Source organism: Nocardioides panacihumi (assembly GCF_039530925.1).
Classification (GTDB): Bacteria; Actinomycetota; Actinomycetes; order Propionibacteriales; family Nocardioidaceae; genus Nocardioides; species Nocardioides panacihumi.
In genome coordinates this window covers 58,241-79,296 of record NZ_BAAAPB010000005.1, presented here as the reverse complement: position 1 = coordinate 79,296, position 21,056 = coordinate 58,241, and the positions used below count along the sequence as shown (strand labels likewise).

Annotated in this window: 21 protein-coding genes; 4 read left to right on the top strand and 17 right to left on the bottom strand. The window is 70.4% G+C overall.

Features of this window, described 5'->3' with window-relative positions; all coding sequences use genetic code 11:
- Positions 1 to 16: 16 nt before the first annotated feature.
- The 11 genes from ABD205_RS19315 to dop all read right to left on the bottom strand — a co-directional run bounded on the left by ABD205_RS19315 (position 17) and on the right by dop (position 10,092).
- A complete protein-coding gene (locus ABD205_RS19315) occupies positions 17 to 889 on the bottom strand; it encodes a diacylglycerol/lipid kinase family protein (RefSeq protein ID WP_344047706.1) in 873 nt (290 codons plus the stop codon).
- Between the two features lie 27 nt (positions 890 to 916).
- Complete coding sequence (tatC, locus tag ABD205_RS19310) at positions 917 to 1,690, bottom strand: twin-arginine translocase subunit TatC (protein WP_344047704.1); 774 nt, start codon at positions 1,688 to 1,690, stop codon at positions 917 to 919.
- An 81-nt stretch (positions 1,691 to 1,771) separates the two neighbouring features.
- Positions 1,772 to 2,059, bottom strand: coding sequence for a Sec-independent protein translocase subunit TatA (tatA, locus tag ABD205_RS19305; RefSeq protein ID WP_344047702.1), 288 nt, complete (start codon positions 2,057 to 2,059; stop codon positions 1,772 to 1,774).
- Between the two features lie 36 nt (positions 2,060 to 2,095).
- A complete protein-coding gene (locus ABD205_RS19300; protein ID WP_344047700.1) occupies positions 2,096 to 3,094 on the bottom strand; it encodes a helix-turn-helix transcriptional regulator in 999 nt (332 codons plus the stop codon).
- Positions 3,091 to 4,047 (bottom strand): helix-turn-helix transcriptional regulator, encoded by a 957-nt coding sequence (locus ABD205_RS19295; protein WP_344047698.1) that lies wholly within the window; start codon positions 4,045 to 4,047, stop codon positions 3,091 to 3,093. The genes ABD205_RS19300 and ABD205_RS19295 overlap by 4 nt, the downstream gene beginning before the upstream one ends.
- A gap of 28 nt (positions 4,048 to 4,075) precedes the next feature.
- Positions 4,076 to 5,077 carry an FKBP-type peptidyl-prolyl cis-trans isomerase gene (locus ABD205_RS19290; RefSeq protein WP_344047696.1) on the bottom strand — a complete coding sequence of 334 codons (1,002 nt, stop codon included), beginning with the start codon at positions 5,075 to 5,077 and terminating at the stop codon, positions 4,076 to 4,078.
- Between the two features lie 118 nt (positions 5,078 to 5,195).
- Positions 5,196 to 6,557, bottom strand: coding sequence for a Pup--protein ligase (gene pafA, locus ABD205_RS19285; RefSeq protein WP_344047694.1), 1,362 nt, complete (start codon positions 6,555 to 6,557; stop codon positions 5,196 to 5,198).
- 39 nt (positions 6,558 to 6,596) lie between these two features.
- The gene (gene prcA / locus ABD205_RS19280; protein ID WP_344047692.1) at positions 6,597 to 7,499 is read right to left on the bottom strand and encodes a proteasome subunit alpha; all 903 of its coding nucleotides are present in this window, start codon (positions 7,497 to 7,499) and stop codon (positions 6,597 to 6,599) included.
- The gene (gene prcB, locus ABD205_RS19275) at positions 7,499 to 8,350 is read right to left on the bottom strand and encodes a proteasome subunit beta (protein ID WP_344047690.1); all 852 of its coding nucleotides are present in this window, start codon (positions 8,348 to 8,350) and stop codon (positions 7,499 to 7,501) included. Before prcB ends, prcA begins: the two co-directional genes overlap by 1 nt.
- 3 nt (positions 8,351 to 8,353) lie before the next feature.
- Positions 8,354 to 8,551: a ubiquitin-like protein Pup gene (locus tag ABD205_RS19270; protein WP_344047688.1), complete on the bottom strand. Its 198-nt coding sequence runs from the start codon at positions 8,549 to 8,551 to the stop codon at positions 8,354 to 8,356.
- A gap of 26 nt (positions 8,552 to 8,577) precedes the next feature.
- A complete protein-coding gene (dop, locus tag ABD205_RS19265) occupies positions 8,578 to 10,092 on the bottom strand; it encodes a depupylase/deamidase Dop (RefSeq protein ID WP_344047686.1) in 1,515 nt (504 codons plus the stop codon).
- 88 nt (positions 10,093 to 10,180) lie between these two features.
- On the opposite strand from dop, the gene ABD205_RS19260 reads away from it, so the two are divergent.
- Both ABD205_RS19260 and ABD205_RS19255 read left to right on the top strand, forming a co-directional pair.
- Entirely contained in the window at positions 10,181 to 11,029 is an 849-nt protein-coding gene (locus ABD205_RS19260; protein ID WP_344047684.1) for a DUF1206 domain-containing protein, read from the top strand.
- Positions 11,030 to 11,058: 29 nt separating this feature from the next.
- On the top strand, positions 11,059 to 11,523 hold the full coding sequence (locus tag ABD205_RS19255; RefSeq protein WP_344047682.1) for an aminoacyl-tRNA deacylase: 465 nt from the start codon (positions 11,059 to 11,061) through the stop codon (positions 11,521 to 11,523).
- Between the two features lie 19 nt (positions 11,524 to 11,542).
- Here the strand turns inward: ABD205_RS19255 and ABD205_RS19250 are convergent, their stop codons facing one another.
- From ABD205_RS19250 to ABD205_RS19230, 5 genes are all read right to left on the bottom strand, one after another.
- A complete protein-coding gene (locus ABD205_RS19250) occupies positions 11,543 to 12,904 on the bottom strand; it encodes a pyridoxal phosphate-dependent decarboxylase family protein (protein WP_344047680.1) in 1,362 nt (453 codons plus the stop codon).
- A 51-nt stretch (positions 12,905 to 12,955) separates the two neighbouring features.
- Positions 12,956 to 13,135 carry a hypothetical protein gene (locus ABD205_RS19245; RefSeq protein WP_344047678.1) on the bottom strand — a complete coding sequence of 60 codons (180 nt, stop codon included), beginning with the start codon at positions 13,133 to 13,135 and terminating at the stop codon, positions 12,956 to 12,958.
- Between the two features lie 89 nt (positions 13,136 to 13,224).
- Entirely contained in the window at positions 13,225 to 14,991 is a 1,767-nt protein-coding gene (gene arc / locus ABD205_RS19240) for a proteasome ATPase (protein ID WP_344047676.1), read from the bottom strand.
- Positions 14,992 to 15,105: 114 nt separating this feature from the next.
- Complete coding sequence (locus tag ABD205_RS19235; RefSeq protein WP_344047674.1) at positions 15,106 to 16,086, bottom strand: tRNA (adenine-N1)-methyltransferase; 981 nt, start codon at positions 16,084 to 16,086, stop codon at positions 15,106 to 15,108.
- Positions 16,087 to 16,097: 11 nt separating this feature from the next.
- Positions 16,098 to 17,258, bottom strand: a complete 1,161-nt coding sequence (locus ABD205_RS19230; protein WP_344047671.1) for a site-2 protease family protein — start codon at positions 17,256 to 17,258, stop codon at positions 16,098 to 16,100.
- A 72-nt stretch (positions 17,259 to 17,330) separates the two neighbouring features.
- Here ABD205_RS19230 and ABD205_RS19225 point away from each other — a divergent pair, with 72 nt between their 5' ends.
- Together ABD205_RS19225 and ABD205_RS19220 are read left to right on the top strand one after the other, a co-directional pair.
- Positions 17,331 to 18,194 carry a RecB family exonuclease gene (locus ABD205_RS19225; RefSeq protein ID WP_344047669.1) on the top strand — a complete coding sequence of 288 codons (864 nt, stop codon included), beginning with the start codon at positions 17,331 to 17,333 and terminating at the stop codon, positions 18,192 to 18,194.
- A complete protein-coding gene (locus tag ABD205_RS19220; RefSeq protein ID WP_344047667.1) occupies positions 18,191 to 18,733 on the top strand; it encodes a DUF1697 domain-containing protein in 543 nt (180 codons plus the stop codon). Before ABD205_RS19225 ends, ABD205_RS19220 begins: the two co-directional genes overlap by 4 nt.
- Here the strand turns inward: ABD205_RS19220 and ABD205_RS19215 are convergent.
- Positions 18,730 to 20,898, bottom strand: a complete 2,169-nt coding sequence (locus ABD205_RS19215; protein ID WP_344047665.1) for a DEAD/DEAH box helicase — start codon at positions 20,896 to 20,898, stop codon at positions 18,730 to 18,732. The genes ABD205_RS19220 and ABD205_RS19215 overlap by 4 nt on opposite strands.
- Positions 20,899 to 21,056: the final 158 nt, after the last annotated feature.

The following is a 21,056-nucleotide window of genomic DNA, read 5'->3' as shown; positions in this document are numbered from 1 at the left end:
AACCTACCGGGCGTCGTCAGGCGTAGACGGTCAACGCACCAGGAACGACCTCGACGGTCAGCGGGAGATCTCCGAACCGCTCCCCGTCCGCGTACGCCACGACGCCCGGCGCGGCGACGGTCACGCGCCTCACCCGGTGTCGCTCGTACGCCGGGTGGCCGGTGTGGCCGCCCGAGAAGAGCTTCGGGTAGGTCTTGATGAGCTCGCGTCGCGGCACGCTGGTGAACAGCACGACGTCGAGCAGCCCGTCGTCGAGCTCGGCGCCGTGGGTGACCTTGAGCCCGCCGCCCATGGAGTCGCCGTTGCCGACCGACACGAGCATCCCGTCGACGTGCCGCGTCTCGCCGTCGAGGTCGAGGGTGTAGTGGATCGGCCTGAACGCCTTGAGCACGGCCAGGATGGCCAGGCTGTACTTGAGCTGCCCCTTCGGCCAGGCCATCGCGTTGGCGCGCTCGTTCACGGCGGCGTCGAAGCCGGCGGCGAGCACGGTGACGAAGTAGCGGTCGCCGCTGCGGGCGAGGTCGATGACCCGCGTCCGGCCGCTCACGACGGCGTCGGCGGCGGCCAGTGGGTCCTTGATCGGCAGCCCGAGCGAGCGGGCCGTGTCGTTGCCCGTGCCCATCGCGATGATGCCGAGCGGGACACCGCTGCCGGCGAGCACCTGGGCCGCGATGTTGACCATGCCGTCGCCCCCGCAGACGACCAGTCCGTCGACACCGTCGGCGACCGCCGCCCGCGCCAGTCGCTCCGACTCGGCCGCGTCGGCGCCTCGCAGCTCGCGTACGCCGAGCCCCGCCTCCCGCAGCCGTGCCGCGACCGCGGAGACAGCCGCATCGTTGCGGCCCTTCCCGGCCACGGGGTTGGGTAGCAGGGCCAGCACGCGCGTCACCCGCGGAAGACTAGTGGCAGGGCGGGATCAGAGCGGCGAGACCTCGTCGTCGCCCCACTGATCGGTGCTCTCGCGTCGACGGCCACGGGCCCGGTCGACGGTCCGGGCGATCACCTCGGCGATGCCGAAGAGGATCAGCATCGGCACGGCGAGCATGAGCATCGAGAAAGGGTCGGTCGACGGTGTCGCGACCGCCGCGAAGACCATCGTCCCCATGATGATCCAGGGTCGGTAGCGGCTCAGCATCTTCCCGGACACCACGCCCGCGAGGTTGAGCAGCACGACGAAGAGCGGGATCTCCATCGCGATGCCGAAGACCAGCAGCATCCGGGTCATGAACGTGAAGAACTCACCGAAGTCCTGGAGGTTCTTCACACCCTCCGGCGTGAAGGTGAGGAGCACCTCGACGCCCTTGGGCAGGATGTAGTAGCCGAGCGCAACACCGGCGATGAACAGCGGGCCGGCGACCAGCCCGAAGACGCGCGTCCAGCGCTTCTCGCGCTGCGTGAGCCCGGGAACGACGAAGCCCCAGATCTGCAGCAGCCAGTAGGGGCTCGAGACGACGATGGCCGCGATGCCGCACAGCTTGAGCTGCAGCATCAGGGGTGCGCTGACGCCGGACATGACGATCTCGGCGTTGACCTTGCCGCCGAGGATCTCCACGGCGTGCCGGTAGGGCTCGACGACGAGGTCGAGCAGCTGGTGGTAGAAGAACAGCGAGACGCAGAACGCGAGGACCAGGACGCTCACCGAGCGGATGATGCGTGCGCGCAGCTCGCGCATGTGGTCCGAGAGCGCCATGCGCCCGTCGGACCCGACAGGGTGATGCGGTCGACCTCGATACAGATCGACGACGCCGGCAATGGACACCGACGGTCCGGGTCAGAGTTCGCCGCGGTGCAGACGCTCGCGCTCAGCGTCGAGCTCCGCCTGCTTCGCGTCGAGCTCTGCCTGCTTGTTGACCAGCTCGGCGGTGCGCTGCGCCTCGGGCTTCTTCTCGGCGTCGTCCTCGTCGATCAGGCCCTTGGTCTCCGCCTTGAAGATCCGCAGGGCGCGGCCGCTGCCCCGAGCCAGATCCGGCAGCTTGGAGGCGCCGAAGAGCAGCACGACGACCGCCAGGATCAAGATGAGCTCGGGAGTGCCGAGGCCGCCGAGGAGCAGGGAAGTCATGAGGTCCTCACAGAGTTGTCGAAACGCGTCTTCATGCTACTCGCCAGACCTGTAGAGCGTGGCGGTTGCCCGGGCTCGGTCCATAAACGCGGCGGCGTACGACGCGGGGGCGACCACGCGTGCGTGCGGAGCGAGTCGCAGCAGCAGCCGGGTCAGCCAGCGCTGGTCCGCGACGAGCAGGTCGACCTCGTGGTGTCCAGCTCGGCCCGGACGCAAGGCCTCGACCGGGTAGTACTCGGTGATCCAGTACGCCGCGGGAGCGACGTCGAGCGTCACGAGCTCGACGTCCTCCTCCTGGGTGAAGATCCCCGGGGCGAGCTCGCGCGGCGCGTCGGTCGTCGTCACGGCGCTGTCGAGGACCTCCGCGGAGCGGATCCGGTCCAGCCGGAACCAGCGCGGCGCCTCGGCCAGGTGGCACCAGGCGTCCAGGTAGACCGCGCCGGAGTCCTCCTGGAACCCGCGCGGGTCGACGACGCGCTCGGACTCCTCGTCGCGCGACGGGACGTAGTAGACGAGCTTGACCTGGCGCTGCCGGTCGACAGCGTCCTGCAACCGCATCCGCAGCTGGAGCAGCGACACGTCGGGCGCGTCGCCGGGGTCGACCAGCGGAGTCGCCGCGCCGGCTGCCGCCGCCTGCTCGAGCTTGGCCAGCGCGCGGTCGACGACCTCCCGCGTCTCGTCGCTCGTGGCACCGCTGCGCAGAGCGCGGAGCGCGACGATGACTGCCGTCGCCTCGGTGGGCGTCAGGCGTAGGGGGCGGGAGAGGTAGTCGGCGTTGGTGACCCGGATGACGCGGTCCCCCTCGGGATCCTCGAGGGCGTCGATGTCGACGTCGATGAGGTCGTCGGGGTAGCCGCCCGGCAGCCCGCACATGAAGAGGACACGGAGGTCCTTGACCAGCTGGCGCTCGGTGACGCGCAGGGCCGTGGCGGCCTCGTCGAGGCGCACGTGCCCGTGCGCGTGCAGGTAGGGCACCAGGGCGAGCAGGCGGGCGACCTGCTCCCGGGCGCCCTGCACGGGTTGACGCGTGCTCATGCGACCACCTCGTCCAGCCGTGCGACCACCGCGTCGCGCAGCTCGGCCGGCTCGACGACGTACGCGTCGGGGCCGTAGGACAGAACCTCCGCGGCGAGGTCGACGGTGGCACGGGTGAGAACCACCCGGTCCCAGGATCCGCCGCCGGGGCCGGGAACGCCCTGCTCCACGGTGTCGGCGCCACGGCGCAGCGGGTGGCAGGTGCCGGGCCGCAGCAGCAGCACGGCGTGCAGCTCGGTGCGCTCCGGCGCGAGCCGACCGGCGATGGACCGGACGTCGGTGCCTGCGGGGATGTCGTACGAGCCGGGCTCGCCGTCCCTGCGCACCTCGCCCCGCACCCGCGAGAGCCGGAAGACGCGCTCGTCGTCGCGGTCGGTGTCGAAGCCGACGACGTACCACCGGCCCGACGAGCGGACCGCACCCCAGGGCTGGACGTGCCGGGTCTCGGGTGGCCTGCTCCCCCGCTGGTAGTCGAAGACGACCGGCGTGCGCTCCTGCGCCGCCTCCAGGAACAGGTCGAACGACGGCTCGTCGGCGCCCAGGCGGGGCTGCACCAGGTCGAGCGCGCCCACGTCGAGCTCGACGCCCGCGGCCGACAGCTTGCGCACCGCCTCGCTCGTCGCCTCGGCGAGCCGGGCGTGCTCCCAGACCTTGGTGGCGAGCGCGACCACCGATGCCTCGTCCGCGGTCAGGCTGATGTCGGGCAGCGCGAAGTCGGAGGGGCTGATCCGGTAGCCGGGGTCGTCGTCGAAGAGCGGGTCGCTCGTGCCGACCTCGATCGGGACGCCCAGGCTGCGGAGCTCCTCCTTGTCGCGCTCGAACATCTTCTCGAACGCCTCGTCGGAGGAGTCGGCGTACAGGATGTCGCGGATGCGCTCCTTGGTGACGTAGCGCTTCTGGACGAGCAGCATGATGAGCAGGTTCATCAGCCGCTCGGTCTTCTGCGCCGACATCGTCCCTCCCGCTACCCGACCGGACCGACTACTGCGCCGACGGGGACGCCGACGGCGAGGCCGACGCGGTCGGAGCGGGCTTGGTGGCGCTGAGCACGTCGACGACGAAGTAGAGCGTGCTGTTGGCCGGGATGTTCGGCTGCTCCTGGCCGCCGTAGCCCAGCAGCGGGGGCACCTGCAGGAGCACGCGGCTGCCGACCTTGACGCCGGTCAGACCGTAGGTCCACCCCTTCACCACCTGGGTGAGGGGGAACGCGGCCGGCTTCTTGGTGTAGCTCTCGTCGAAGGGCTTCTTGGCGCCGTACGTCATGCCGAGGTAGTTGACCTTGACGGTCATGTCGGACGTGACGGTCGTGCCGTTGCCCTGCTTGAGCGTGGTGCGCAGGAGGTCGCCGTACTGGTCGGGCTTCTGCACGCCCGTGAAGTCCATGCCGGACGGAACGGTCGGCTTGCCGGCGGTCGGCTTGAGCTTCGGCATCTTCGACCGGTCGACGTCGGTCGCCTTGTCGTTCGCCGGGGCGATCAGGTCGACCAGGATCAGCAGCGGGTCCTCGTTGGCCACGCCCATCGTGGGGTTGCCAGCGTCGCCGAAGATCTCCTTGGCGCTCGTGATGGCCGCGACCCGGGAGCCGACCTTCGCCCCGGACAGCATCTTCGCGAAGACCGGGCTGATGCTCTTGGAGTCGAGCGTGAGCTCCTCGGGCTGCTTGTTGTCGTAGTCGCTGTAGGCCTGCTTCTGGGTCTGGCCGTTGCCGATCCAGATGTAGCCCCAGACCTTGCCGCCCTCGGTGACGGCGGCACCCTTGCCGGCCTGCAGCGTCTTGGTCTCGGGCTTCGCGACGGCGGCCATCTGGCCCTTCCAGTCGACCTTCGGCGCGGTGCCGGCATCACCGGAGACGGTGGCCGCGTCCCAGCCCTCGACGGTCTTGCCGCCGAGGCCGACGGTCTTGCCGCCGCCACAGGCGGTGAGGCTGGTGGCGAGCAGGGTGGTGACGATGAGGGCGAGCGGGCGCGGGACGCGTCGGAGCACGGTTTCTAGCCTTCTTCACACAAGGGGACGACGGACGAGCGTGCGCCACCCTACAAGTCGATCCTGAGGGGAGGCTGACCAGGACTGCTGTGTCCGACCGTGAGGTCGGTGCGGTCGCTCACATGCCGTCGATGAGCCGCTGCACCCGCTCGTCGTACGCGCGGAACGGGTCCTTGCACAAGACCGTGCGCTGCGCCTGGTCGTTGAGCTTGAGGTGCACCCAGTCGACGGTGAAGTCACGACGGCGCTCCTGCGCACGCTTGATGAACTCACCGCGCAGCCTGGCCCGGGTCGTCTGGGGCGGGACCGACTTGGCCTCGAAGATCTTGAGGTCGGTGCTGACCCGCGCGACGGCGCCCTTGCGCTCCAGGAGGTAGTAGAGGCCACGCCCGCGGTGGATGTCGTGGTAGGCCAGGTCGAGCTGCGCGACCCGCGGGTGGCTCAGCGGCAGGCCGTGCTTGGCGCGGTAGCGGTCGATGAGCTTCCACTTGATCACCCAGTCGATCTCCCGCTCGACGAGCGAGAGGTCGTCTGACTCCACGGCCTTGAGACCGCGCTCCCAGAGGTCGAGCGAGCGCTCGATGACCGGCGTCGAGATCTGTCGGCGGTCGACGAAGTCACGCGCCTTGGTCAGGTACTCCTTCTGGATGTCGAGCGCGCTCGCCTCACGGCCGTTGGCGAGCCGGATCTTGCGGCTGCCGGAGGTGTCGTGCGCGATCTCGCGGATCGCCCGGATCGGGTTCTCCATCGTGAGGTCGCGCATCACCACGCCCTCCTCGATCATGCGCAGCACGAGGTCGCACGATGCGATCTTGAGCATCGTCGTCGTCTCGGACATGTTGGAGTCGCCGACGATGACGTGCAGACGGCGGTACTTCTCCGCGTCGGCATGCGGCTCGTCGCGGGTGTTGATGATGGGCCGCGAGCGCGTCGTGGCCGACGAGACGCCCTCCCAGATGTGCTCCGCCCGCTGCGAGATGGAGTACGACGCCCCGCGAGGCGTCTGCGTGATCTTGCCTGCGCCCACGATGATCTGGCGCGTCACCAGGAACGGGATGAGGACGTCCGCCAGGCGGCTGAACTCGCCGGCCCTGCTCACCAGGTAGTTCTCATGGCAGCCGTAGGAGTTGCCGGCCGAGTCGGTGTTGTTCTTGAACAGGTAGATCTCGCCGGCGATCCCCTCGTCGTGCAGCCGCTGCTCGGCGTCGAGCAGCAGCCCCTCGAGGACCCGCTCCCCCGCCTTGTCGTGCGTGACGACCTCGGTGACGTCGTCACACTCCGGCGTGGCGTACTCCGGGTGGCTGCCGACGTCGAGGTAGAGCCGCGCGCCGTTCCTGAGGAAGACGTTGCTGGAGCGACCCCAGCTGACGACCTTCCGGAACAGGTAGCGAGCGACCTCGTCAGGGCTCAGCCGGCGCTGCCCGCGGAACGTGCAGGTGACGCCGTACTCGTTCTCGATCCCGAAGATCCGGCGGTCCATGAAGACACCCTAGTCCGGTGGGACGCCCGATACGGCGGATCAGCCCGGCGGGGCGATCGGGGGTGCGTCGTCGTCCGTCTCCGACGGCGTGGCGGACGTCTGCTCGGTGCTCGACTCGACGCTGGACTCGACGCTGGACTCGGTGCTGGACTCGGCGCTGGGCTCGGTGCTGGCCTCGGCGCTGGGCTCGACGCTGGGCTCGACGCTGGGCTCGACGCTGGGCTCGACGCTGGGCTCGGCCTGGGGCCGCTCACCCAGCAGCGGACCGAGTCGAGCCGGCACCAGCCGCACGAACTTGCGCGCCTGGCTTCGGGTGCGGTCGAGGACCGCGACCTCGAGGTCGTCGACCTCGATCACCCGGGCCTCGGTCTCGTTGTGCCCGAGCGCGTCCACGGCGAGCCGGATCGCACCGGCGAGGTCGAGACCGGCGGAGTAGTGCTCCTGGAGGTACGCACCGACGACGTCGGCCGCACCGCCCATCACTGCGTACCGGTGCTCGTCGGCGACCTGGCCGTCGTAGGTGAGCCGGTAGAGCTGGTCGGCCTCGGGCTCGTCGCCGACCTCGCCGACGAAGATCTCGACCTCGTACGGCTTCTCGCCGCCACTGGAGAAGATCGTGCCGAGCGTCTGCGCATAGGCGTTCGCGAGACCGCGGCCGGTGACGTCGCGCCGGTCGTAGGCGTAGCCCCGCATGTCGGCCAGCCGGACGCCGGCGATGCGGAGGTTCTCGAACTCGTTGTAGCGGCCGACCGCCGCGAAGGCGATGCGGTCGTAGATCTCGCTGACCTTGTGCAGGGCCGCGGACGGGTTCTCGGAGGCGAACAGGATGCCGTCGGCGAACTGCACGGCGACGACCGAGCGGCCGCGCGAGATCCCCTTGCGGGCGAAGTCCGCCCGGTCCTTCATCAGCTGCTCAGGGCTGACGTAGAACGGAGTCGACATCAGCGACCGCCCTCCAGCTCGGCGTGGGGACCGTCGGGCAGCGTCATGCGCCCGGCCACGACGCGGTCGGCGACGGTGGCCACGTCGGCGTCGTCGAGCCGGCGCCCGCCGACAGCGGTGATCACGTGGACGACCGGGAAGATGCGTCGGGTCAGGTCGGGACCGCCGGTGGCGGAGTCGTCGTCGGCGGCGTCGTACAGCGCCTGCACGACGGCCTCCACGGCGCCGCCCTCGGAGAGGTCGTGGCGGTAGAGCTTCTTGAGCGCGCCGCGGGCGAACACGGAGCCCGAGCCGACGGAGTGGAAGGCGGTCTCCTCGTAGCGGCCGCCGGTGACGTCGTACGAGAAGATCCGACCCATCCCCTTGTCCAGGTCGAAGCCGGCGAAGAGCGGGACGACGGCCAGGCCCTGCATCGCCATCCCGAGGTTGCCTCGGATGAGGGCCGCGAGACGGTTCGCCTTGCCGTCGAGCGAGAGCGTGGTGCCCTCGATCTTCTCGTAGTGCTCGAGCTCGGTCTGGAACAGCCTGACCATCTCGACCGCGAGTCCGGCGGCGCCGGCGATGCCGACCGCGGAGTACTCGTCGGCCGGGAACACCTTCTGGATGTCGCGCTGGGCGATGACGTTGCCCATCGTCGCGCGCCGGTCGCCGGCCATGACAACGCCGCCGTCGAACGTGGCCGCGACGATCGTGGTGCCGTGCGGAGCGAGGTCGCCGGCACTTCCGGCCGGCATCCCTGCGAGGCCCTTGGCACGTCCGGGAAGCAGATCAGGAGCCTCGGCGCCGAGGAACTCGGCGAAGGACGACGTGCCCGGCGCCATGTAGCTGGCCGGGATGCGGGAGTCGCTCAAGGGCTACTCCCCGCCCTTCTGGATGAAGGACTTCACGAAGTCCTCCGCGTTCGTCTCGAGCACGTCGTCGATCTCGTCGAGGATGTCGTCGACGTCAGCGTCCAGCGACTCCTTGCGCTCGGCAACGTCGGTGTCGGAGGCCTTCTCGACCTCCTCGAGGTCCTCGTTGGCCTTGCGGGGCTGCTTCTGCTCCTGTGCCATGTCTCAGACCCTACCCACTCGCGGCGCTATGCACCCGCAGTCAGCGCAGCGAAGAGATCGGTGGCCGTCGCGCACCGGTCCAGCAGCTCGCCGACATGGGCCTTGCTGCCGCGCAGCGGGTCGATCGTCGGGACCCGCTGGAGCGACTCGCGCCCGGGCAGGTCGAAGATCACCGAGTCCCAGGACGCGGCGGCGACGTTGGCGGCGTACTTCTCCAGGCAGCGGCCGCGGAAGTAGGCCCGCGTGTCGGTGGGCGGCTCGTACTTCGCGGTCTCGATGACCTCGTCGCCGAGCAGCCGCTCGATCCGGCCGGCCTTGACGAGCCGGTGGTAGAGGCCCTTCTCCGGCCGGATGTCGGAGTACTGCAGGTCGATGAGGTGGAGCTTGGCATCGTCCCAGTCGAGCCCGTCGCGGTCGCGGTAGGACTCGAGCAGCTTGAGCTTGGCGACCCAGTCGAGCTCGGCGGCGCACAGCATCGGGTCGCGCTCGAGCCGGTCCAGCACCGACTCCCAGCGCGCCAGCACGTCCACGGTCTGCGCGTCGGCGTCCGAGCCGTAGCGGTCCTCGACGTACTTCTTCGCGAGGTCGAGGTACTCCAGCTGCAGCTGGACGCCGGTGAGCGTGCGCCCGTCGTGCAGCGTGACGGTCTGGGTCAGCGTCGCGTCGTGGGAGACCGCCCGGAGGGCCGCGACCGGTCCGTCGATCGACAGGTCGCGGTTGATGAACCGGTCCTCGATCATGGCGAGGACGAGCGAGGTCGTGCCGACCTTGAGGTACGTCGAGATCTCGGCCAGGTTGGCGTCGCCGATGATGACGTGGAGGCGTCGGTACTTGTCGGGGTCTGCGTGCGGCTCGTCGCGGGTGTTGATGATCGGTCGCTTGAGCGTCGTCTCGAGGCCGACCTCGACCTCGAAGAAGTCGGCGCGCTGGCTGAGCTGGAACCCGTGCTTGCGCCCGTCCTGGCCGATCCCGACACGACCGGCCCCGGTGATGACCTGGCGGCTCACGAAGAACGGCGTCAGGTGCTTGACGATGTCGGCGAACGGCGTCGAGCGGCGCATCAGGTAGTTCTCGTGGGCGCCGTACGACGCGCCCTTGTTGTCGGTGTTGTTCTTGTAGAGCGTGATGGCCGGCGCCGTCGGCAGCTGGAGGGCCAGCCGGGTGGCGTCGAGCATGATCCGCTCCCCCGCCTTGTCGAAGCGCACCACGTCGAGCGGCGTGGTGACCTCCGGCGTCGAGAACTCCGGGTGGGCGTGGTCGACGTAGAGGCGAGCGCCGTTGGTGAGGATGACGTTGGCCAGGCCCAGGTCCTCGTCGGTCAGCTGGCTGGGGTCGGCGACGTTGCGGGACATGTCGAAGCCACGGGCGTCGCGCAGCGGGGACTCCTCCTCGAAGTCCCACCGGGCCCGGCGCGCCTTGAGGGTCGCGCTCGCGTAGGCGTTCACCACCTGCGACGAGGCGACCATCGGGTTGGCCAGAGGCTGGCCCTGGACCGAGATGCCGTACTCGACCTCGGTGCCCATCACCCGTCGAACGCTCATGCACCGAGCCTACGCGGACGACCCCTCTTCGGACGGCCGACGTGTCGGCGTACTCCGGACCGGGTATCGAGTCGACAGGAGGCGAGCAATGACTCAGGTCAGCAGCAGTACGGTGACGCGGGCCGCCGCGGAGGCGCAGGATCATCCGGCTCTGTCGTGGACCGCACGACTCGGGTTCGCCTGCTACGGGCTGGTGTACCTGCTCATCGGCTGGCTTGCCGCGCAGCTGGCACTCGGTGACTCCCAGGGCTCACCGTCACGCAACGGTGCGCTGGCACAGGTCGCGCAGGAGCCCTTCGGACGCGTCGTCCTCTGGGTAGCCGTCGCAGGATTCTCCGCGCTGGTCGTGTGGGAGCTCTGTCAGCTCATCGTCGGCCACCGCGACCGCGACGGCATGAAGAAGGTCGTCGGCAAGGCGGGCTCGGCCGCAAAGGCCGCCGTCTTCGCGACACTCGCGGTCAGCGCCTACCGGGTCGCGGACAGCTCCTCCGGGTCCAGCGGCGGTGGCGGCGGCTCGGGCAGCTCGAGCCAGGGCTGGACTGCTCGCGTTCTCTCCTGGCCGGCCGGACCGGCACTCGTCGCCGCCGGTGGCGCGGCGATCGTCGCCTATGCGATCTGGAGCGTGGTCAAGGGCGTGACCGACCGCTGGACCAAGGAGGTCGACGTGAACGGGCGCACGGGGAACACCGGACGGGCGCTGGCCTGGACGGCACGCACCGGGTATGTCGGACGCGGTGCCGCGTTCGCAGTGGTCGGTGGCCTGGTGGTGTGGGCGGCCCTCACGCGCGACCCGCAGAAGTCCGGAGGCCTGGACGAGGCGCTGCGCACCGTCCGCGACGGCCCTGCGGGACCGCTCCTGCTCGCGCTCATCGCCCTTGGTCTCGCGTGCTTCGGGATCTTCAACATCGCCAAGGCGTGGCACCTGCGCCAGAGCTGAGCGCGGGTCGCCGGCGGTAGCGTGCCCCCGTGGGCAGCGACGGGTCGGAACGTGCCATCAGCGCGGCGGAGGCGCTCGACCTCGCCGTCACCGTGACGCGGCACGGCCCGGTCCGCTCGCTCGAGGAGGCCGCCGCCGCACGCGGCATCGAGCCTCGCCAGCTCGTGAAGACCATGGTCGTGCGGGTGAGCGACGGCGACTACCGGTTCGTGCTCGTGCCCGGCGATCGCGAGATCTCCTGGCCCAAGCTGCGCGGGCTGCTCGGCGTGAACCGGCTGTCGATGCCGCCGGCCGATGTGGCGCTCGAGGTGACCGGCTACGAGCGCGGGACCATCACTCCACTGGGATCGTCCACGGCGTGGCCGGTCATCGCCGACCGGCTCGTGGCGGGGACGATCTCGATCGGCGGCGGCGCCCACGGCGTGGGGCTCACGGTCGGCGCCGAGGCGCTGCTCGAGGCGCTCGGAGCGACCGTCGCCGACGTCACCGAGTGAGCGGGCGTGGACCGGTCCGTCAGGCCGTCTCCACCGCGTGGGCGAGCGCACCCAGGGCCCGCCGTACGTCGTCGCTCGTGGTCGCCCAGTTGCTGACCGAGACGCGGAGCGCCGCACGCCCCTGCCAGCGGGAGCCGGACATCCAGGCGGTCCCGTCCTCCAGCACGGCGCGGGTGATCGCCTGGGTGCGTTCGTCGTCCCCGAACGCCACGCAGACCTGCGTGTAGACGACGTCGTTGAGGACCTCCGCGCCGGGGAGCCTGCGGATGCCCTCGGCGAACGCGGTCGCATGGCGGCAGAACCCGTCGACCAGGTCCGCGACGCCCGATCGTCCGAGTGAGCGGAGCACGGCCCACACGGGGACGCCGCGCGCCCGACGGGACAGCTCGGGGACGCGGTCGCACGGCTCTCCGACCTCGCCGAGAACGAGGTAGGCGCCCGTCTTCCCGGTGACCGCGCGCAGCGCCTCCGCGCTCCGTACGATCGCGATGCCGCAGTCGTAGGGCACGTTCAGCGTCTTGTGGGCGTCGGTGGTCCACGAGTCCGCCTCCTCGAACCCGTCGGTCAGGTGCCGCAGGCGCGCCGAGGCGGCCGCGAACAGACCGAACGCGCCGTCGACATGCACCCACGCGCCGGCCGCCTGAGCGGCGGCGATGGCCGGCCCGAACGGATCGAAGGCGCCCGAGTGCACGTTGCCCGCCTGGAGCACGACGATCGTCGGCTCGCCCGGCCGCAGCGCGCCGACCAGCGCGTCCGGGTCGAGCCTCCCCTGCCGGTCCGCTGGCACGGTCTCCGGCGCACCAAGACCGAGGTAGCGCAACGCGTAGCGGACGCTCTCGTGCCCCTCCGCTCCCATCAGGACCCGCAGGCCAGGGGCGCCGGCCAACCCGTTCGCGGCGGCATCCCAGCCGGCTTCTCGCAGGATGCTGTCACGGGCGGCGAGCAGACACGTGAGGTTCGCGGTCGTCGCGCTCGTCGGGAAGCCGACGCCGGCGTCGGCCGGTAGCCCGAGCAGGTCGAGCAGCCAGGTCGCCGCGACCTCCTCGACCGCGGCAGTCGCTGGGGTCAGGCCGCGCAGCCCGTTGTTCTGGTCCCACGCGGAGACCAGCCAGTCGGCTGCGAGTGCCGCCGGCTCGGTGCCGCCGATGACCATGCCGTAGAACCGACCCGACGGCATGGCCGTCAGACCGGCCTCGCACGCCTCGGCGAGGAGGTCGACGACATCGGCCGGCGTGCAGGGGTCGTCAGGCAGGGCGCGCCCGAGCCGGTCCGCGACCTCGTCGGCCGTCGCTGCAGGTGGCACCGGGCGCTCGCCCAGCGAGGCGAACCAGCTCAGGGCGTGCTCGTGCGCTCTCCCGAGCGCGCGCGTCCGAGGATCCACTCTCCGCTTCTCCGGGTCACCCGGCGGCACGGTCGGTGGCACGGGGATGGCTCAGAGCCGCGGCCCGCTTTCATGGCCCCTGGCGTCGTCGCCGTACAGGGCGCGAGCCATCCGCATGTCGACGTCGGCCTTGTAGTCCATGGTGACGTCCGTCTTGTGCTTCCGGTCCATGCGCCACGCGAGGAACGTGAAGACAGCGCTGATGATGATGAACAGGCCCAGGAACCACATGGCTGCTCCTCCAGGGAAGGGATCCTTCGATCGTCCTCCTGGCGCGTGGGGTTGTCGAGGTCCGTTTCGGGGGATCCCGACAGCCGCGGCTAGAGGTATTGGCCGGTGTTGGACACCGTGTCGATCGACCGGCCCGGCTCGGTGCCCTGCTTGCCAGTGATGAGGGTGCGGATGAAGACGATCCGCTCACCCTTCTTGCCGGAGATGCGGGCCCAGTCGTCGGGGTTGGTCGTGTTCGGCAGGTCCTCGTTCTCCTTGAACTCGTCGACGCAGGCCTGGAGCAGGTGGCTCACCCGCAGGCCCTTCTGGGCCTCGTCGGCACCGGCGTCGAGGAACCCCTTGATCGCCATCTTCTTCGCACGGTCGACGATGTTCTGGATCATGGCACCGGAGTTGAAGTCCTTGAAGTACAGGACCTCCTTGTCGCCGTTGGCATAGGTGACCTCGAGGAACCTGTTCTCCTCCGACTCGGTGTACATCCGCTCGACGGCCGCCCGGATCATCGCCTCGACGGTGGCCTGAGGATCTCCCCCGAACTCTGCGAGGTCGTGAGGATGCAGCGGCAGGCTCGGAGTGAGGTACTTGCTGAAGATGTCGCGGGCGCCCTCGGCGTCGGGTCGCTCGATCTTGATCTTCACGTCCAGACGGCCGGGCCGCAGGATGGCGGGGTCGATCATGTCCTCGCGGTTGGAGGCGCCGATGACCAGCACGTTCTCGAGCAGCTCGACGCCGTCGATCTCCGAGAGGAGCTGGGGGACGATCGTGTTCTCGACATCCGAGGAGACGCCGGTGCCGCGCGTCCGGAACAGCGAGTCCATCTCGTCGAAGAAGACGATCACGGGCGTGCCGGCGGACGCCTTCTCGCGCGCCCGCTGGAACACCAGCCGGATGTGACGCTCGGTCTCGCCGACGTACTTGTTCAGGAGCTCGGGGCCCTTGATGTTGAGGAAGTACGACTTCCCCTCGGCACCCGTGCGCGCGGCGACCTTCTTGGCAAGCGAGTTGGCGACCGCCTTCGCGATCAGCGTCTTGCCGCAGCCGGGAGGGCCGTAGAGCAGCACGCCCTTCGGCGGCTTGAGCTGGTGCTCCTTGAAGAGCTCGGGGTAGAGGTACGGCAGCTCGACGGCGTCCTGGATCGCCTCGATCTGGTTGGCGAGGCCACCGATCGAGTCGTAGGCGATGTCAGGGACCTCCTCGAGGACGAGCTCCTCGACCTCCGACTTCGGGACCTTCTCGTAGACGTAGCCCGAACGCGCCTCGAGCAGCAGAGAGTCACCCGCACGGATCGGGTCGTCCAGGAGCGGCTTGGCGAGCCGGACCACGCGCTCCTCGTCGGCGTTGGCGATCACGAGCGCACGCTCGCCGTCGGCCAGGAGCTCCTTGAACATGACGACCTCGCCCACGGTCTCGAACTCGAGCGCGGCGACGACGTTGAGCGCCTCGTTGAGCATGACCTCCTGGCCACGCTGCAGCGCGTCGAGGTCGACGTTGGGAGAGACGTTGACACGCAGCTTGCGGCCGCCCGTGAAGACGTCGATGGTGTCGTCCTCGTTGCGACCGATGAAGGTGCCGAAGCCTGCCGGCGGCTGGGCCAGCCGGTCGACCTCCTCCTTGAGCTTCAGGATCTGGTCGCGCGCCTCGCGCAGCGTCGTGGCGAGTCGCTCGTTCTGTGACGTGACGGCAGCGAGCGAGCGCTGCGCGTCGGTGAGCCGGAGCTCCAGACCGCGGGACTGCCCGGGCACCTCGCCCAGACGCTGCCGCAGGTCGCGGATCTCGTCCTCGAGGAACCTGACCTGACGCTCCAGCTCCTGGCGGTCACGACCGCTCGCAGCTGAGAAACCATCGGACGTCGACATTCGGCGACCACCTCCTGTGCTCCTCGACCCTACCCGTGGAAGGGGACAAGGGAAGTGGGGATCTCACCGTGTTGGTCACGTTTTGGTCGCGGGCACGCCCGTGGGCGGTGAGGTTCAGGCCTCCGGCTCGCCCAGGTCCTCGGGCAGGACGGCGGGCGCGTCGTCCGGACGCGGACCGGTGTAGTCGGCGCCGTACGCACCCGGCGCCGGTCGGCGGGTCTTGCGCGGCGGCCGCTCCCCCGCCGCCAGGCGGCGCGCGGTCACGAGGAATGCGGTGTGGCCGATCATCTTGTGGCCGGGCCGCACGGCGAGGCCCTCGACGTGCCAGTCGCGGACGAGGGACTCCCACGCCTGCGGCTCGGTGAAGCCGCCGTGGACTCGCACGGTCTCGACGAACCGCGAGAGCTGGGTCGTCGTGGCGACGTACGCGCAGAGGATGCCGCCGGGGCGAAGTGCGTCCCCTGCCGCGTCGACGCACTCCCAGGGGGCGAGCATGTCGAGGATGAGTCGGTCGCAGCGGCTCTCCGACGCCGGCAGCTCCTCGGCCAGATCGCCGAGGGTGAGCTGCCACGACGGCGGCTCGCCCCCGAAGAACTGGACGACGTTCTTCTGGGCCACCTCGGCGAACTCCTCGCGGCGCTCGAACGAGCGGACGCTGCCGAAGGGCCCGACGGCGCGGATGAGCGAGCAGGTGAGTGCGCCGGACCCGACACCGGCCTCGACGACGTGCGCACCCGGGAAGATGTCCGCCAGGGCGACGATCTGGGCCGCGTCCTTCGGGTAGACGACCGCGGCGCCGCGGGGCATCGACACGACGAACTCGCTCAGGAGTGGACGGAAGACGAGGTACTCGCCGCCGACGGACGAGTTGATCGTGAAGCCCTCGTCGCGGCCGATGATGTCGTCGTGCTCGAGGTGGCCCTTGTTGGAGAAGAAGCGCTTGCCCGCGACGAGCTCGAAGTTGTGCTTGCGCCCCTTGGCGTCCGTCAGTCGGACCCACTCGCCGGCCCGCAGCGGGCCGCGGTGGACGCCTGACCATGCCTGCTGCGGGACGTCGTCACTGGAGGTGAACGGTGCGTCGGGAGTCTCGGGCATGACCCGGGAATCTAGTGGCCGGCGGCGCGGAACGCCGCATCGACGTCAGCCGTGGAGAGCACCCCGTAGATCGACCCGTCGGGCTCGATGAGGAGGTACTCGGCAGCGGGCGTGCGGGTGATCGCCAGGATGAGCTGCTCGCCGTCGATGTCCGCCGGCAGCGCCAGGCCCTCGCTCAGCGTGCGGGCCACCGTGGACGTCGCCACCCAGGGCCGCCGGTCCTCAGGCGTGGCCAGCAGAGCAGCCTCGTTGACGACGCCGACCGGTCGGCCGTCGCTCGTCACGGTGACGATGCTGCCCGCGGCAGCCTCCTGGGCACGGCGGACGGCCTCGGCGAGGGGCAGGTCGTCGGGGACCGCGAGGGTCCGGCGGGCCAAGTTCCGCGCCACCAGCCGCGGCAGCCGGCTGCGCAGTCGGGCGGACGCCATCGCGGCGGTCGCTCCGGTCCACAGGAACATGGCCACGACGATCGCGACGACGTAGTCCACGATGCCGACCGGCCAGCCGAGCACCTCGCTCTGGAACGTCGGCCAGAACAGCGCCGCGACCGCCACCACGCGCCCGACCCAGCCGGCCACGATCGTGCCGCTGTGGACGCTGCGGGTCGCGCCCCAGACGGCCGACTTCAGGACGCGACCGCCGTCGAGCGGGAGGCCGGGCACCAGGTTGAGGATGCCGACGAGCAGGTTCGCGCCCGCCAGCCCCTCGACGGCCATGAGCAGCAGCCCCTCCGGACGCAGGGTGTGCACCGCGAGCGCGACGCCGCCGACCGCCAGCGACGTCAGCGGGCCGACGACGGCGATCCAGAACTCCTCGCGCGGTCGTCTCGCCTCGCCCTCGATCGCCGTCGCTCCACCGAGGAAGTGGAGCGTGATCGAGCTGACCGGGTAGCCGTAGTGACGGGCGACGGCCGCGTGGGACGCCTCGTGCAGCAGCACGGAGCCGTAGAGGATGACGGCGAAGGCCAGGCCGGCGACGTACTTCCAAGCGCCGAGGCCGGGCGTCACCTGGTCCACCCGGGGTGCGACGAGCACGGCGATCATCGCCGCCACGAGGAACCACGAGCTCGACACCAGGACGTCGGCGCCCGCGAGGGTGCCGACCTTGAACGTGCCCGGAGGGCGCGGTGACGGCGCGGGCGCCTGCTCGGGCGGAGGGGCAGGGGACGACACGCAGCGAGCGTACGCGACCGCACCGGCCCCGGCTGCCCGCGACTGTCCCCGGGCTCGCCTAGGGTGCTGGACATGAGCAGCACGAGCGTGTCCCCGGCCGAGGTGCTGTCCACCCCGGTGGACGGCGTCGAAGTGGTCGGTGCGCTCTCGCCGAGCCGGGCCGGCGACTTCCTTGCGTGCCCCCTGCTCTACCGGTTCCGGACGATCGACAGGCTCCCGGAGCCGCCCTCGGTCGACGCCGTCCGCGGCACCGTCGTGCACAAGGTGCTCGAGGACCTGTTCGACCTGCCGGCCGCCGAGCGGACCGTCGCGCAGGCCCACGAGCTGCTCGCGCCGGCATGGGCGGGGCTCCAGGAGGCGGCGCCCGAGACGGCGGCCCTCTTCGGCGACGCCGAGGAGCTGGGACGCTGGCTGGCATCGTGCCGTGACGTGATCGAGCGCTACTTCACGCTCGAGGACCCGACCCGTCTGGAGCCGGCCGAGCGCGAGCTGTACGTCGAGGCGGTGCTGGAGTCCAGGCTGCTGTTGCGCGGCTTCATCGACCGGCTCGACATCGCCCCGACCGGCGAGGTCCGCATCGTCGACTACAAGAGCGGCCGCGCTCCTGGTGAGGCGTTCGAGGCCAAGGCGCTCTTCCAGCTCAAGATCTACGCGCTGGTCCTGTGGCGCACGCGAGGCGTGGTGCCGACGATGCTGCAGCTGATCTACCTCGGCAACGGCGAGATCCTGCGCTACCAGCCGGACGAGGCCGACCTGGTCGCCACCGAGCGCAAGGTCGAAGCGATCTGGCAGGCGATCCGGCGCGCCAAGGAGACCGGCGACTGGCGGCCGCGACCGAGCAGGCTGTGCTCGTGGTGCTCGCACCAGAGCCTGTGCCCGGAGTTCGGCGGCACTCCCCCGCCGCTCCCCGAGACAGAGTCGGAGCAGGCGCGGTGAGCCGGCGGATCGTCCTGATCCGGGCGGTCAACGTCGGCGGCGCGAAGCTGCCGATGACCGACCTCAAGGAGATCGCCGCTGACCTCGGTGCGACCGATGTGTCGACGTACATCGCCTCCGGCAACCTGGTGGCCGACGTGCCCGGCGATCCCGATGCGTTCGACCGGGCGCTGGAGAAGGCGATCGAGAAGCGCTTCGGCTACTTCCGCGAGGTCATCTCCCGCACGCGTGACGAGGTGGTCACCGCGCTCGAGGCACACCCGTTCGAGGTGGTCGAGCCCAAGTTCTCCTACATCTCCTTCATGCTCAGCGCGCCGAAGGCGGCGGCGGTCGACGCGGCCGCCGAGGTGCCGACCGGCGACGACCGGTGGCAGGTCATCGGTCGCGAGCTCCACCTGCGGTACGCCGGCGGCGCCGGCCGGGCCGAGCTCAAGGAGGCCCAGCTCGCCCGGGCCCTCGGGCGCATCCCGTCGACCGCGCGCAACCTCAACACCGTCCGCAAGCTGATCGAGCTGGCCGGTCCCGAGGACGACCGCTAGTCCGAGTCGGCCTCGCCCCGGTCGACGAGCGCGTCGCTGAGGAGCGTGACCAGCGCCTCGAGGCGGATGTCGGTCGTGGTCGTCTCCTCCTCGCTCGCGCCGTCGAGTGCGACCGCTGCCAGTCCGGCCTTGCTGTCGATCAGCTCGGCGATCCTGGCGTCGATCGTCTGGGCGGCGATGATGCGCCAGGCGGTGACCGGCTCGGTCTGACCGATCCGGTGCACCCGGTCGATCGCCTGGGTCTGCTCGGCATCGGTCCACGACAGCTCGGCGAGGACGACGTCGGAGGCCACCTGGAGGTTGATGCCGACGCCGGCTGCCGTGAGGGAGCAGACGATGACGCCGACCTCCGGGTCCTTCATGAACGCGTCGATCGCCTTCGTCCGCGCCGTCGCGGTCTGGTCGCCGCGGATCTCGGTGTAGCGGATGTCGCGCTTCGTGAAGACCTCGCCGGCGGCATCCATGACGTCGAGGTGCTTGGCGAAGAAGACGACCTTGCCGGCGCTACGCACCAGCTGGGCGGCGTAGTCGGCGGCCAGGCCGGCCTTGGCCCGGCCGATGCGGCGCACCATCGCGAAGATGTTGTCGCCCGAGGTCGACTCGTCGCCGTCGGACAGCTCCCAACCGGCCACCCGGCGCACGAGCTCGTGGTCGATGCCGTCTGTCTCGACCCCACGGTGCTCGCGACGCGCCTCGACCGCCGAGTCGTAGCGCTTGACCAACCGTGCCGCGAGCTCGCGCTCCGCGGCCCGGATCGAGCGTCCGTCGGCGTCGTCGAGCTCGACGGGCAGGTCTGCGATCCTCCGGGCCGGGATGTCGGCGGCCACGTCCACCTTGCGGCGACGCACGATGCCCATGTCGACGACGGCCTGTCGCGCCGCGGGGTAGAAGCCGAAGTCGGCCGGCGTCATGCCGGTCTCCTCGAGCCGGGCCATGAGGGCCGGACGCGGCGACTTGTCAGTGACCCAGCCGAGGAACTGCCAGATCGTCAGGAAGTCCTCGACGTCGTTGATCAGGGGGGTGCCGGTGAGGGCCATCATCAACGGCCGCGCGACGCGCTGCCGGACACGCTCGGCGATCTCCAGCACGTGCTGGGAGCGCTGCGACTTCTTGTTCTTGATGAAGTGGGCCTCGTCGACGATCATCCCGCGGAAGCCGTGGTCGCCGATCCAGCCGACGTGGCGGTCGAGGATCTCGTAGTTGAGCACGATGATGTCGGCGAAGCCGTCGACGTCCTGCCCGTCGCCGTGGACGACGCTGACCGAGCGGTTGGGGGTCCAGCGACTCGCCTCGCGCGCCCAGTTGGTCTTGACGACGTTGGGCACGACGACGAGCAGCGGGTACGCGTCCGCGGCCTGAGCCGCGAGAAGCGACTGGGCGGTCTTGCCGAGACCGGGCTCGTCGGCGAGCAGGAACGTGCGGTGACCGGCGGCCACCGATGCAACAAGCTTCGACTGGTGGTCCATGAGCGACAGGTCGGCCGGCAGCAGGACCGTCGGTCGCGCCGACGGGAGCTCCATGCAGGAGGAGACGCCGGGTGCCGGGTGCTCGAAGGAGTTGAGCAGCGGGCCGATCAGCTCCCACCCGACGAGTCGCCGCGTCTCGGGTTGCGGCGGCGCAGCGCTGAAGTCGGGCGCCATGAACGGCGTGATCAGCTGCGCGCGTGCCACCGACTGCGGCACCACCTGACGATCACTGCGCACGACTGACGAGAGCTGTCGGGTCGGCTCGGCCGCTTCGGGGTCGGGCTCCATGCCGGCCGCCAGCTGCAGCTCACGCTTGAGCCGGAAGGTGCCGTCGGTCTGCTCGGCGTCCTCGGCGAGCAGCGTGAACAACGACGGCTCGCGAGCCGCGGTCTGGGCGAGGATGCTCGCGATGCCGTCGAGCCTCTTGAGCTCGGCGGCGCGCGCCTGCTCGGTCAGCTCCGGGTCGGCCTTGAGCCGGGCACGCTCCTCACGGACCAGCAGCGCGACGACCTGGAACCGCGTGCGCTCGGACCTGCCGCGCTGCACTCCGGTCTCGACCTCGCGCACCGCCTTGGCGAGCACGGGGATGAGTCCGACGTCGTCGTGCTGGCGCCGACGTCCCTGTGCGGAACGACCCTGCGCGGAACGGCCTTGTCCGGACCGTCCGCGGCCGGACTGGCGCTGACCCTGAGCGGCCAAGCGAACTCCTCCTGTGTCACGGCTTCACGTGACGTTTCGTTTGCGTCGCCGCCGAGGCCTGCCTCGTCGCGGCGCCGCCGCCCTTCCGGGCGACCGAGCATCGATACCGACGGACGGCCGTGTGTCGGCCCTCCGGGTCCGTCCAGCCTGACTCGATG

Bases quoted from the DNA above. Each gene is read 5' to 3' on its own strand.
- ABD205_RS19245 (WP_344047678.1), bottom strand. From the start codon at position 13,135: ATGTGGTTCCTGGGCCTGTTCATCATCATCAGCGCTGTCTTCACGTTC.
- ABD205_RS19295 (WP_344047698.1), bottom strand. From the start codon at position 4,047: ATGTCGGCGCAGAAGACCGAGCGGCTGATGAACCTGCTCATCATGCTG.
- prcA (WP_344047692.1), bottom strand. From the start codon at position 7,499: ATGTCGACTCCGTTCTACGTCAGCCCTGAGCAGCTGATGAAGGACCGG.
- ABD205_RS19225 (WP_344047669.1), top strand. From the start codon at position 17,331: ATGAGCAGCACGAGCGTGTCCCCGGCCGAGGTGCTGTCCACCCCGGTG.
- tatA (WP_344047702.1), bottom strand. From the start codon at position 2,059: ATGACTTCCCTGCTCCTCGGCGGCCTCGGCACTCCCGAGCTCATCTTG.
- pafA (WP_344047694.1), bottom strand. From the start codon at position 6,557: ATGGACCGCCGGATCTTCGGGATCGAGAACGAGTACGGCGTCACCTGC.
- ABD205_RS19270 (WP_344047688.1), bottom strand. From the start codon at position 8,551: ATGGCACAGGAGCAGAAGCAGCCCCGCAAGGCCAACGAGGACCTCGAG.
- ABD205_RS19260 (WP_344047684.1), top strand. From the start codon at position 10,181: ATGACTCAGGTCAGCAGCAGTACGGTGACGCGGGCCGCCGCGGAGGCG.
- ABD205_RS19300 (WP_344047700.1), bottom strand. From the start codon at position 3,094: ATGAGCACGCGTCAACCCGTGCAGGGCGCCCGGGAGCAGGTCGCCCGC.
- arc (WP_344047676.1), bottom strand. From the start codon at position 14,991: ATGTCGACGTCCGATGGTTTCTCAGCTGCGAGCGGTCGTGACCGCCAG.
- dop (WP_344047686.1), bottom strand. From the start codon at position 10,092: ATGAGCGTTCGACGGGTGATGGGCACCGAGGTCGAGTACGGCATCTCG.
- ABD205_RS19235 (WP_344047674.1), bottom strand. From the start codon at position 16,086: ATGCCCGAGACTCCCGACGCACCGTTCACCTCCAGTGACGACGTCCCG.
- tatC (WP_344047704.1), bottom strand. From the start codon at position 1,690: ATGGCGCTCTCGGACCACATGCGCGAGCTGCGCGCACGCATCATCCGC.